The sequence below is a fragment of the uncultured Tateyamaria sp. genome, assembly GCF_947503415.1.
Taxonomy (GTDB): Bacteria; Pseudomonadota; Alphaproteobacteria; order Rhodobacterales; family Rhodobacteraceae; genus Tateyamaria.
On the sequence record NZ_CANNDS010000001.1, the window covers coordinates 1,341,395 to 1,353,725 of the forward strand.

Consider the following 12,331-nt stretch of genomic DNA (forward strand, 5'->3'; position numbering starts at 1 on the left):
CGGGCTTTTGTCATCGGGTGGCTGTGATCAGGGTTTGATGTCCATCCCGACCTTCTTGTTGGTGAAGTCGAGCGTGTAAGCCGCTTTCCAATCAAGATCTCCCGCAATCACACCAGCGTCGACCATCTTCTGATAAAAGTCACCAATGATCTCATCCGACATGGCACCGATGCCCAGATCCAAAGTCTTGCCGCTGTCCACGATACCCTCGTCGCGCATCATGTTCTTTGCAAACTCGATCTTGTCCTGTGTCATGTCGGCATTCGCCTCGAGGATCATCGCATCCGCTGCGGCACTGTCCCCGTACAGATAGTTGTACCATCCGGTCAGAGATGCATCGACAAAGCATTCCACCTGCGCGGGGTTCTCATCGATGGTGGCCTGCATGACTTCGATCGTCGTGGCGTAGGATGAATAGCCATTGTCGGCGATCAAAAAGACATTGGGTTTGAAACCAGCTTCCTTTTCGATCAGGTACGGCTCGGACGAAAGATACCCCTGCATGGCCGCATCGGTGTTTGCGATGAACGGTGCAGGGTTGAATGTATAGGGTTGCCGCTGTTCGACGGTGAACCCGTGTTCAGCGATCATCCATTGGTAATAGCTGCTGTAGCCGTTGTCGCCGATCAGCAAGGTCTTGTCCTTCAGCTCTTCCCAGCTGGTCACGTCTGGATGCGCCACGATCACCTGCGGGTGTTTTTGGAAAATGGCCGCGACGGCCACGACCGGAATGTCTTCGGCCACGGCGTTGAACGCCTGCAGCATGTCGCCACCCATGTGGTATTGGATACGGTCGGCCAGCAGCAGCGCGCGATTGTTCACTTGCGGGCCCCCTGACACGATGGTCACGTCCAGACCACAGGCGGCATAGGTTCCGTCCGCAACAGATTGATAAAAGCCGCCATGCTCGGCCTGGGCAAGCCAGTTGGTTCCGAATGTGACCGGCGTCAACTCTTCGGCCATTGCAGCGAATGGCAAAACGGCCAGGGCCGAGGTAAGCGCAAATTTATTCATGAAAGACATCTCCCCTGTGGATTGGCATCACATTGGACAGTAGCATGGTTCTTCGCCGGAGTAAGAAAAGTGGTGACGGACCAACGGGCATCAACCGCCAAGGGGCTTGGCAGGAAACGCTGAAAAAAGCGGCAACGCGGTCAAGAAACAGACAAATCTGTGCCCATGCACCCTGTCCGGACAAGAGTTGAAAGGATGCAAAGCCTTTGGTCAGCCGATTGCAACTGTGCAAGATTTCGGCGGCATTTACCTGCGGTTTATGGGTGTACAGGCGTATCGGATGTCTTTATGCGGACGGCTTGGCTCTGCTGATCGGCGGTCGCCTTCCGCGCTGTGGCGCCTCATCAGTCCAGATTGATTTCATCCATGTTCCAGGCTCTTACCGATGCGCTTACCGAGCGCGGTTATGAAAATTTGACAGCCGTGCAGACGGCGGTCACCGATTCTGATCTGACCGACCGGGACTTGCTGGTGTCCGCGCAAACCGGGTCGGGCAAAACAGTCGGTTTTGGATTGGCTGTCGCGCCCAATATCCTGGTCGAAGGTGAGATGCTGCCAAGCGCCGAGGCTCCTCTTGCCCTCGTTGTCGCCCCGACACGTGAACTGGCCTTGCAGGTCAAGCGCGAGCTGAGCTGGCTCTATTCCAAGGCGGGGGCGTATCTGGCGACGTGCGTCGGTGGCATGGACATGCGGGACGAGCGCCGCGCGCTTGATCGCGGCGCGCATATCGTTGTGGGCACACCCGGTCGTCTGCGCGACCACATTCAGCGCGGATCGCTCGACATGAGCAACTTGCGGGCCATCGTCCTGGATGAGGCCGATGAAATGCTGGACCTCGGATTTCGCGAGGATCTTGAGTTCATGCTTGGCGAAGCGCCGGAAAGCCGACGGACCTTGATGTTCTCGGCCACAGTGCCGCCAATGATCGCCAAGCTTGCCAAGCAATTTCAGCGCGATGCCGTGCGTGTGACGACCCTCAATGACGCCTCACAGCACGCTGACATTACGTATCAGGCGCTGCGCGTGGCGCAGCACGATACCGAAAACGCGATTATCAACGTCCTGCGATATCAGGATGCGGAAAATGCAATCGTCTTTGCCAACACGCGAGCGATGGTGAACCGGCTGACCGCACGGCTGACGAACCGCGGCTTTTCTGTCGTTGCGCTTTCGGGTGAGCTGAGCCAGACCGAACGCTCCCATGCTTTGCAGGCGATGCGCGATGGGCGGGCGAAGGTCTGCGTTGCCACGGATGTGGCGGCGCGCGGCATTGACCTGCCAAAGCTTGAATTGGTGATCCACGCGGAACTGCCGTCGAACGCCGAAGGGTTGTTGCACCGCTCGGGCCGGACCGGACGGGCCGGGCGCAAGGGCATCTCTGTCCTGATCGTGCCAGCCAAGAGCACTGGCAAGGCCGAACGCCTGCTGCGCTTTGCCAAGATAGAAGCGGATTGGACCGCGCCCCCATCGGCAGAAGACATTCACCAACGGGACGAGGAACGACTGTTGGCAGACCCCGTCTGGACGACCGACGCGACACCGGAACAAGAGGCGTTCGCTGCCAAGTTGTTGGATCTGCACAGTCCTGAAAAGATTGCCGTGGCGTATCTGGCGCTTCATCGCGCGCGCCTTTCCGCGCCCGAAGATCTGTCCGCGCCAAGTGCCCGCCCCGACCGAAAGGAAGCACGCGAGCGGAAGCCCTTTGGACCAAGTGTCTGGTTTGCGCTTTCTGTCGGGCGTGACGAACGAGCAGAACCGCGCTGGCTTTTACCCCTGATTTGTCGCGCAGGCAATTTGGACAAGGACGCCATCGGCGCCATCCGAATCCAACAGTCAGAAAGCTTTGTCGAGATTCAAGAGTCCAGCGTACAGGGTTTCCTTGCGTCGATCGGTGACGGTCTCGTTCTCGAAGACGGGATAAAGGCCCGCAAGTTGGATGAAGCTCCGGACCTGAGCGCTTTGCCCCGCTACAGCGGGCCGAAACACAAAGAGAAGTCAGATGGACCTCCTTCAAAGGGGCCCGAAGGGCGTGGAAAAAGCCGCAAGGTCTGGGACCAGAAATCCGCGTCCAAAATGTCACGCGCCATTGATGATGGTGCGGTAAAGCCGCATCGTGCGTCGAAACCCCGTGATGCGGAACACAGTACGGGCGACGCCAAGCCCGCCAAAAAAGCACCCACAGACAAGCACAAGTCGCGCGGTCCCAAAGGCGGTGCAAAGGGCAAACCCAAGCCGCCGTCGTCTAACGCCAGCGATACGTCGAAACGCTTCAAGCCGGGTGGTAAGACCGGGAAGCCAACAAGACCAAGCGGCGGTCGGCCAAAGAGCGGCTCAGGCCCCAAGCGGTACAAGGCTGGGGGCAATGAGCCGCCCAAGCGCCGCTGAGGGTTTACATCTGAACAACGGATCTCGTGTTTTGCGGGTCTGCGGCCTAAACGACGGATACGCCGGACAATCCAAAAGCCTGTACGGGCGTTTCGATACCGTCGACAAGCAGGTCGCCGCAATTGAGGACGTCCACTGCAACCCCGGCGGATGCCCGTGTTTGGTCATCCATCAGTATCTGCACACCAAGCTCTTTGCATTTCCCCTCCAACCGCGCCGCAAGGTTCACAGCGTCGCCATAGACAGTGAACGACTGCCGCGAATCTGATCCGATGATGCCAGTGACAAGCGCGCCCGTGGCAATGCCCACGCGAATGTCGAACGCGTGCGCGCGTGCGACCGGCACCAAAGCAGTTGCGGCCTGCACCGCTGCCGTCGCATGGGATTTGACAGCAACAGGTGCGTTGAACGTGACCAGAAAACCATCGCCCAAATACGAAATGACAATCCCACCCTTGTCCGAAACGGCACGCGCAGCATCGGCAAGGAATGTATCTAGCTTTGCGATAACCTCGCTTGGGTCGTGGGCCGCAGAAAAGCGGGTGAAACCGGCAATATCCATGACAAGGGCAGTGCCCGTCGCACGCTGGGGCCGCATGGGTGCGTCATCGGCGATCAGTTTATGCGCAATTTCTTCGGGCACATATTTGCCAAGAAGGTCCGACACCCGTTCGCGGGCGGCCTTTTCACGCCGTCGGTCGATATCCGCAGCCACCTGCGCGAAAAAGACTGCCCGCGCCCGGTAGACAGAGACGGAGAGCGCAATCGCCGCAAAGAACAGCATGGCTGTTTCCTCGATCCGGTTGCCGCGCCCGATAAAGTCGATGGACAGGAAAATCGTTTCGTAATCTGCGCGGGTTGCAGCGCTTGGGATGTCCGCCCATGACAAAGTGCGGTCCATCTGCGTGGACACCCACGCAAACGCCGCCCACCACCCGACAACGCAGACCGTCCCGGTCCAAAGCACAAGCCGCCACGACAGGCTCAGGCAAGCCATGGCGAGCAAGGGGAACAGGAAGTAGATGCCATAGGCGCGAAAGGCGATGATCTGCGGCACGTCGTCTGCGCGGCTGATGGGCACAAGCGCAAAGAGCGCGCAAATTGTCAGCCCATCCAGCATGTAGACCGTGTATTTCATCCAAGCCCGGTCAAACCGCGTGCCGATCAGGCACAGATGCGTGACGCCAATTGCGGTAAACAGCAGTAACGCAACGGTTGTGGCAAGGCGCAAGTCCGCCCCCGGAAACAGCAAGGCCGCACCCACATACCAGACAAAGGCCGCCGCCGCGATTGATGTGCGGATGCCAATGCCAAGACGCAAGCCCCGCTGCTCTGCCAGATTGAGCCGGGTTTGCGCTTCGGGCGTGACCTGTTCGGATGCGGACATGATATACCGTGTAGTGAGAGTGCTGCGACGCTGCCGGCTTACGAGATTAGGGCGATCCGTGTGTTGTGCGAGGGAACCATAGGCCGATCCTGTCCCATGTTTTTCGGTACGCCGTCGGCAGCAATTTGGCATCTGCGTGCATTAATGCGCCCCCGGTTTGACAGGGCACCGGGCCATCACGTGGCCCGGTGCACCATCGGATCAGGCCAGTTGCCCGCCGGTGGCGTCAAAGTCCGTCCCATTAAAAGCCGTGGCCGCGTCGGAGGCGAGGAACAGCACACCCTCGGCCATCTCGTTCGGGTCCATGATGCGGGGCGTGACAAAGAATTCCTTCATCCCGTCATAGGTCAGGCCCTGATACTCAAAGCTTTCCTCCAGCATCGGTGTGTCGACCGCGAGGGGCGAAATGGAGGTGACGCGGATGTTGTCCTTGGCCATATGCGCCCCTGCGCGCGTCAGCCCCAGCACGGCGTGTTTGCTGGCGTTGTAATGCGCCGTGTTGGCAAAGCCGCGGTGGGCTGCGACGGACGCCATGTTGACGATCACGCCACGTCCTTGCGCCTTCATCACCGGCACCGCGTATTTCATGCCGTAGAATACGCCATTCACGTTGGTCTGCATCATGTCCTCGAAATTCTCGAGGTCGATGTCTTCGATCAGGGCGGGGGTCATGAAGATACCGGCGTTGTTGAACAGCACGTCCAGACGGCCATAGGTGTCGACAGCGGCGTTGACGAAGCGTTCGACCTGCGCCGGGTCGCGTACGTCGGTCTGCACCCATGTCACGTCGCCGCCCATGGCGCGAACCTCAGCTTCGACCTCGCGGCCCAGGGCATCACGGCGGGCGCCAAAGACCACCTTGCCGCCCTCCATCGCAAAGGCGCGCACGGTGGCTGCGCCGATGCCTGAGTTGCCGCCTGTGACGGCTATCACTTTGTCCTGAAAGCGACCATTTGGGTTCACCTGCGTTGCGGCGGGTTGGGGGTTCAAGCTGTTCGCGGCGGCGGCACCAGCTGCAAGGGTGGCAATGCCACCTGTCAGAAGGGCGCGGCGGGATGTGGTGGGGTTGGTCATGTCGTGTCCTTTCGGAATGTGAGTGGTGAGGATCAGCGATCAGCTGCCGGGCGTGTTGCGCACAAATGGGTTGCCGCGCTCTGCCGTGGCGACAAAGGTCATGGCGTCGATCTTCCAGCCATCGTCAGTGGGCACAAAGCTGTGCTCATACGTGCCCCAGACCTCCCACATCGGGTCGCTGCCATTCTCGGGCAGGGCGCCACGCTCCATCCGGTTCCAGGCATAGCCGTGAGACTGCATGGTGGCAGACCCGTCGTTTTCGAACGTGATGCGGTGGTTGCCGCGCAGATGGAATGATGTCTTCTCGGCTGTCAGGTTCGACGACCAGCCTGCGATCAGTCCATCGGCCGGGATGGTCGCAGGCTCACCACCAACCAACGATGTGAAATCCACAGTGATGGTGTCGGTGAACAGCGACCGGGCGGTGGCCCAATCCTTGGCGTCCACGGCGGCGTCCAACGCGTCTGCGATACGCACCATTTCGGCATGATCCACCAGTGTTTCGGCGGTGATGGTGCTGCCCGCATCCGATGCGTCACTTGCAAAGGATGGAGTGTTCAAGGCCAGAACCACAGCTGCGGCTGGCAGGGCAGTCAGTGCTGTTGAAATCAGGGCGGTGTTCAGAAGGCGTTTCATTGTTTGTCTCCATGCTTTCGTTGCGTTGAGACAAATCTAGGCGGGTAGAAGGATAATTAAAAAGTCCGATTTGGTATGGTAATGATGCCTATTGGGTATCTATTTGTCGGGTGATCTCACTTAGTCCCTGTGTGAGCGTGCCGGGATTTTTGCCAGTAATGAAGAGAAACTCGATCGGCACAGACAGTCCTTGAACCTGCCTGAACTGAACGCGCTCGGGTGGGCGGTGCATATTTGCCGAGTTTACAAAGGCACACCCAACACCGGCAGACACAAGGCTCAGCATGGTGGTCTCGTTTTCCGCTTCCTGAACAATGACCGGGTCCAGACCGATGCCACGCCAAGCATCTGCGAGCTGATCGTGGTAGGCCGGTGCGACCGCGCGCGGGAAGGCAACGAGGGGCAGGCCGTCAATATCCTCAAGCTCCAAGGGGCCATCTGAGTCAAATACAAGGTCAGTCGACGCGGCAAGAACGACATCATCGGTCCGCAGCCAATGCGCGTTCAACTTTTCGTCGTCCAGACTGTTCTGTCGGTAAACGAACCCTGCATCGAGGTCCCCAGCCATAAGGGCGTCGATCTGATCCAGCGAACTCATCGGAGAGATATCGAGCCGTACATCCGGATACCGCCGCGCATACCTGTTCAACGCGATCGGCATATGCCCTGACCATGACGCGCTTTCCAGAAGCCCGATGCGCAATCGCCCCGCAGTCCCTTTGGCAATTTGCTGCGCCTCATAAGTTGCGGCATCCGTGCTGGCGAGAATTGCCCGGGCCTGAGTGGCAAAAGCACGCCCTGCATCCGTTAGAACGACGCGGCGCCCTTCCCGAAGCAGCAGATCGACGCCCATCTCCGCTTCCAGATCCTTGATCTGGCGGGACACGGCTGGTTGCGCAATGCGAAGCCTGTCGGCGGCATGACTGATGCCGCCATGATCGGCGACGGCCACAAAGTAGCGCAGGTGACGTAATTCCACTTCGATACCTCTGGGTTATGGGTTTGCGATTCTAATAGCATTGGAAGGCATGAAAATGCTGCGCCATTTTGACCTTCATACCGCAAAGGAGGTTTCGCATGCCCACATCACCCTATTTCGGCACCGCTTTGGGCACTCTCACAGTCTTGTGCTGGGCAAGCTACAACGTCGCGGCAAAGCAAGGCATTGAAGATGGCCTCACGCCCGAAGCACTGGCCTTTCTGCGGTTTGCAGTTCCGGGTTTGATAGCACTGCCGCTCGCGTGTTTCTTGGCGCTGCGCCAACGCGTGATGCCCATTCGTTTGGGACGGCTTGCAGCGCTCGTGCTTTTGGGTGGTCCCATTTTCGGCGCCATCGCAGTGACAGGCTACGAATACGCGCCGTTGTCCCATGGGCTGTTGTTCGCGCCAGTTGCCGTCTTTCTCAGCGGCGGCGTTCTTGGGCACATCTTATTGAAAGACAGCCTGTCGAAAGGCCGTGTTTTCGGGGCGCTTGTGATGTTCACGGGCCTCGCCGTGCTTGTCGGCTTCCAGACAAGCGGACTGCCTGACACGTGGTGGGTTGGGGCTTTTTTCTTTGTCTGCGCAGGCATGCTCTGGGGGGCCTACACCGTCCTGATCAAGAAGTGGGAGGTGTCACTGTTGTCCGGTACAATCGCGGTTGCGTCCGGCTCAGCGGTAATGGCCGCCGTTGTTCTGGGGCCTGTAGCTTTTGGTACGCTTGCATCCGCGCCGCTTCAAAGCGTGGTCTTTCAAGCCATCATGCAAGGATTAATCGGTGGCGTTCTGAGCGTTGTGGCATTGATCGGTGCCGTCCGCGCGTTGCCGACGCAGGTTGCTGCCCTGTTGCCAACTTTCACCCCCGGAGTGGCGTTGTTCATTGCCTTGATGGCGAACGGCGTGTCGCCGACGTCGGCTGAAATTGCTGGGTGCGTTCTGGTTTTGATTGGGTTTTTGGTAAGCGCCGCGCGGCATTCCCCCCGGAAATCGGAGACGGCAAAACAGGCCGCGACATCTTTAATGCAGATTTTTGAGGATATTGGTGCCCAGAAGAGGACTCGAACCTCCACGTCCATACGGACACTAGCACCTGAAGCTAGCGCGTCTACCAATTCCGCCATCTGGGCACGGGTTGGTGGAGCGTCGTTTAAGCGCGAGGGCTAGGGGTGTCAATGCGATTCTCTGCGGATGGGGCACACGATGGGTCGATGCCTTTGGCAAGGACTTTTCAGGAATAAAGAAACAGACCTTTCCCGCGCCAAATTGCCGACTTGTTTCAACGCAACGCGGGCGATAGACCGTCTTTCGAACCTGTGCGCAAGGAGCAAGACATGTCCAAACTGGTCACGATCTATGGCGGATCCGGTTTTGTCGGGCGTTACATCGCGCGGCGTATGGCCAAGGCAGGCTGGCGTGTGCGTGTCGCAGTGCGCCGCCCGAACGAGGCGATCTTTGTCAAACCATATGGCGTGGTCGGCCAAGTCGAACCTGTCCTGTGCAATATCCGGGATGATGCGTCCGTGGCGCAAGTGATGACAGGCGCGGATGCCGTCGTGAACAGTGTCGGCATCCTAGCCAAGCACGGCAAGAACACATTTGAGGCCGTGCAGTCCGAAGGGGCGGCCCGCATCGCCCGCATCGCGGCCGAACAGGGTGTTACGCGTATGGTTCACGTCTCTGCCATTGGTGCCGATACAGAAAGCCCAAGCGACTACGCCCGCACCAAGGCCGAAGGCGAGGCTGCGGTGCTGGAGCATATGCCGGATGCCGTGATCCTGCGCCCGTCCATTGTGTTTGGCGCGGAGGATGAGTTCTTCAATCGGTTTGCATCCATGACCCGCTTTGGTCCGATCTTGCCTGTTGTCGGGGCCGGAACGCGGTTCCAGCCGGTCTATGTGGATGATGTTGCCAAGGCGGCTGAACAGGCCCTGACCTCGAACGTCGATGCAGGCGTATACGAGTTGGGCGGTCCGGATGTTCGGACATTCCGCGAATTGATGGCGGTGATGCTGGATGTGATCCGACGTCGCCGTGCCGTTGTGAATATCCCGTTCTGGGCTGCGTCCATCATGGGTTTCGGCTTTGACTTGCTGAACACAATTTCACTGGGTCTGATCCCGGCACAGATCACCCGTGACCAAGTGCGCAACCTGCGCAATGACAATGTGGTTGCGGAAGATGTAAAAGGGTTTTCCGACCTCGGGATCACGCCCACTGCGCTAAGCTCCGTGCTGCCCGAATATCTGTGGCGGTTCCGTCCGTCGGGCCAATACGATGCGATCAAGGAAAGCGCGAAGAATCTGCGCGCCTAAGTGTACGCCCAGATCAACAGGCCGACACCGAGGACAACGCGGTAGATCACGTAGGGCGTAAAGCTCACGCTGCGCACCAGGCGCATCATCAGAACAAGTGCGCCCAGTGCCGCGATGAACGCAAAGGCGGCGGCGATGATGGCATCCCGCAAGACCGCCCAATTGGCTTGGCCAACCACGTCGACACTCAGCACGACACCTGAGGCAATGATAACCGGGATCGACATCAGCATAGACAATTTGGCCGCACCCTCTCGTTCGTAGCCGAGGGCGCGGGCTGCTGTGATCGTGATACCTGATCGGGATGTGCCGGGGATCAGAGCAAGGCATTGGGCCAAACCCATGAGGGCCGCGTCCTTGATCGTCCAGCGCTCAGCGGTGCGAACGGTAGGTCCGCGCATATCAGCCCAGTATAGAACAAGGCCAAAGATCAGCATGGTCCAGCCTATGACGGCGACGCTGCGCATGGCCTCGTCCAGGCCGGTTACTTTGATGGCAAAGCCAACGAGGACGGCAGGAATCGTTGCTGTGATCAGGCACAGAGCCAAAAAGGCCCCTTGGGTATCGACCTTGCGCCGCGCCAGCCGCGTGAGGCCATGGGCGGCAATCCGCACATCGGCCCAGAAGTACAGGATAACAGCCAACAGGGTGCCCACGTGTACGGCCACATCTATCGCAAGACCTTGATCTGGTGTTCCGGTCAGTGACGGCAACAAGATGAGGTGCCCCGAGGACGACACCGGCAAGAATTCGGTGATGCCTTGGATCACGGCCACTATCAGGAGTTGAAAAAGAGTCATCTTGTGTCCGCGATCATGATAACGTGACGATACAAACCTTTGATTCTGAACGCAAAGCGAGATTATAGTTCCGTATCGGACCTATAATCCTAGTTTTCTGTTGCTTTACAGTGTGTATGTTCCCAGAAAACGTAAAGTAGGACAGTATTACTGACTTTTAATCAGTACAACAATGCCATAAACGGCGCGAACGACCTTTGGAGGACATGTCTTGGCTGAACAACCGATGTTGAAATTCGTGAAAATCGACCGCGATATGCCTGAAAAGCGTGAAGCAGACATACGTCGTGAAGATTTCAACGAAATTTACGCTGAGTACGCCGATGCCAAGGCCAAGGAGCAGGCATCGCGCTGTTCTCAGTGCGGTGTGCCTTATTGCCAATCGCATTGCCCGCTGCACAACAACATTCCCGACTGGCTGAAACTGACGGCCGAAGGGCGGCTGCGAGAGGCTTATGAGGTCAGTCAGGCCACCAACACCTTCCCCGAGATCTGTGGTCGCATCTGCCCGCAGGATCGTTTGTGCGAAGGCAACTGCGTGATCGAGCAATCCGGGCACGGCACCGTCACCATCGGCTCGGTCGAGAAGTACATCACCGACACCGCGTGGGAAGAAGGGTGGGTGATGCCCATTGCTCCATCCGTGGAACGCACTGAATCGGTTGGTATTATTGGTGCTGGCCCCGGTGGCTTGGCCGCTGCGGATGTGCTGCGTCGCGCGGGTGTTCAGGTCACCATCTATGACCGCTATGACCGCGCGGGTGGGCTGCTGACCTACGGTATCCCTGGCTTCAAGCTGGAGAAGGACGTGGTCATGCGCCGCAACAAACAGCTTGAGCTGGGCGGTGTGATCTTCAAGCTGGACTGCAACGTGGGCGAGGATATCGCGTTTGACGACATTCGCGCGGCCCATGATGCGGTGATTATCGCGACCGGGGTCTACAAGAGCCGCGATCTGACGATGCCCAATGGCGAAGCGCAAGGCATTGAAAAAGCGATTGATTTCCTGACTGCGTCCAACCGGAAGAGTTTTGGTGACGACGTGGCTGACTTCGACAGTGGTCGTCTGAATGCAGAAGGCAAGCGCGTGGTCGTCATCGGTGGTGGCGACACCGCGATGGACTGTGTTCGAACGTCGATCCGGCAGGGGGCCACGTCTGTGAAATGCCTGTACCGCAGGGACCGTGCCAACATGCCGGGCAGTCAGCGCGAAGTGCAGAATGCCGAGGAAGAAGGCGTTATTTTCGAATGGCTTAGTGCGCCCAAAGGGTTTGCAACAGACGGTGACAGCGTGGCCGGTGTGATGGTGCAGAAGATGCGCTTGGGCCAGCCGGACGCAACAGGCCGTCAGGCGCCAGAAGTGATCGAGGGCGCGGATTATGTCGAGGATGCAGACCTCGTGATCAAGGCGCTGGGGTTTGAGCCTGAGGACCTGCCGACACTGTGGGACACTGATGGTCTGGACGTCACCCGTTGGGGGACGATCAAGGCGGAGTTTACGACAGGAAAGACGGCTGTCGACGGTGTCTATGCCGTGGGTGATATCGTGCGGGGTGCGTCACTGGTGGTTTGGGCGATCCGTGATGGGCGCGACTGCGCCGAGGCGATACTTGACCAGTTTTCTGTTTCCGCGATTGCCGCCGAATAAGGCGGTCTGACAGGGGGGCACCCCGCGTGCACCCCCTGTACACCCCCCGTGCACCGGGCGCGCGCGCAGCATCGCGATTTTTGCAACGAATAGGTCA

Annotated in this window: 9 protein-coding genes, 1 tRNA gene and 1 pseudogene; 4 read left to right on the forward strand and 7 right to left on the reverse strand. The window is 58.8% G+C overall.

All coding sequences use genetic code 11. The features are described 5' to 3' along the window. Window positions 1–27: 27 nt before the first annotated feature. Window positions 28–1,014: an ABC transporter substrate-binding protein gene (locus Q1A32_RS06520; RefSeq protein ID WP_299608083.1), complete on the reverse strand. Its 987-nt coding sequence runs from the start codon at window positions 1,012–1,014 to the stop codon at window positions 28–30. A gap of 366 nt (window positions 1,015–1,380) precedes the next feature. On the opposite strand from Q1A32_RS06520, the gene Q1A32_RS06525 reads away from it, so the two are divergent. After that, complete coding sequence (locus tag Q1A32_RS06525) at window positions 1,381–3,399, forward strand: DEAD/DEAH box helicase (RefSeq protein WP_299651089.1); 2,019 nt, start codon at window positions 1,381–1,383, stop codon at window positions 3,397–3,399. 46 nt (window positions 3,400–3,445) lie between these two features. On the opposite strand, the gene Q1A32_RS06530 is transcribed toward Q1A32_RS06525, so the two are convergent. From Q1A32_RS06530 to Q1A32_RS06545, 4 genes are all read right to left on the reverse strand, one after another. Next, window positions 3,446–4,786, reverse strand: coding sequence for an adenylate/guanylate cyclase domain-containing protein (locus Q1A32_RS06530; RefSeq protein WP_299651092.1), 1,341 nt, complete (start codon window positions 4,784–4,786; stop codon window positions 3,446–3,448). A gap of 201 nt (window positions 4,787–4,987) precedes the next feature. Then, a complete protein-coding gene (locus Q1A32_RS06535) occupies window positions 4,988–5,860 on the reverse strand; it encodes an SDR family NAD(P)-dependent oxidoreductase (protein WP_299651095.1) in 873 nt (290 codons plus the stop codon). Window positions 5,861–5,899: 39 nt separating this feature from the next. Continuing rightward, complete coding sequence (locus Q1A32_RS06540; RefSeq protein WP_299651098.1) at window positions 5,900–6,496, reverse strand: nuclear transport factor 2 family protein; 597 nt, start codon at window positions 6,494–6,496, stop codon at window positions 5,900–5,902. Window positions 6,497–6,584: 88 nt separating this feature from the next. Further along, window positions 6,585–7,475, reverse strand: a complete 891-nt coding sequence (locus Q1A32_RS06545; protein ID WP_299651101.1) for a LysR family transcriptional regulator — start codon at window positions 7,473–7,475, stop codon at window positions 6,585–6,587. A 98-nt stretch (window positions 7,476–7,573) separates the two neighbouring features. Between Q1A32_RS06545 and Q1A32_RS24015 the strand changes: the two are divergent. Continuing rightward, window positions 7,574–8,374, forward strand: a pseudogene (locus Q1A32_RS24015) (DMT family transporter); the annotation flags it as partial. A 140-nt stretch (window positions 8,375–8,514) separates the two neighbouring features. Here Q1A32_RS24015 and Q1A32_RS06555 read toward each other — a convergent pair. Then, window positions 8,515–8,601: transfer RNA gene (locus Q1A32_RS06555), tRNA-Leu, on the reverse strand. A gap of 204 nt (window positions 8,602–8,805) precedes the next feature. Between Q1A32_RS06555 and Q1A32_RS06560 the strand changes: the two genes are divergently transcribed. After that, window positions 8,806–9,786: a complex I NDUFA9 subunit family protein gene (locus Q1A32_RS06560; protein WP_299651107.1), complete on the forward strand. Its 981-nt coding sequence runs from the start codon at window positions 8,806–8,808 to the stop codon at window positions 9,784–9,786. On the opposite strand, the gene Q1A32_RS06565 is transcribed toward Q1A32_RS06560, so the two are convergent. Further along, entirely contained in the window at window positions 9,783–10,586 is an 804-nt protein-coding gene (locus Q1A32_RS06565) for an undecaprenyl-diphosphate phosphatase (RefSeq protein WP_299651110.1), read from the reverse strand. The genes Q1A32_RS06560 and Q1A32_RS06565 overlap by 4 nt on opposite strands. Before the next feature lie 211 nt (window positions 10,587–10,797). On the opposite strand from Q1A32_RS06565, the gene Q1A32_RS06570 reads away from it, so the two are divergent. Next, window positions 10,798–12,234, forward strand: a complete 1,437-nt coding sequence (locus Q1A32_RS06570) for an NAD(P)-dependent oxidoreductase (protein ID WP_299651114.1) — start codon at window positions 10,798–10,800, stop codon at window positions 12,232–12,234. Window positions 12,235–12,331: the final 97 nt, after the last annotated feature.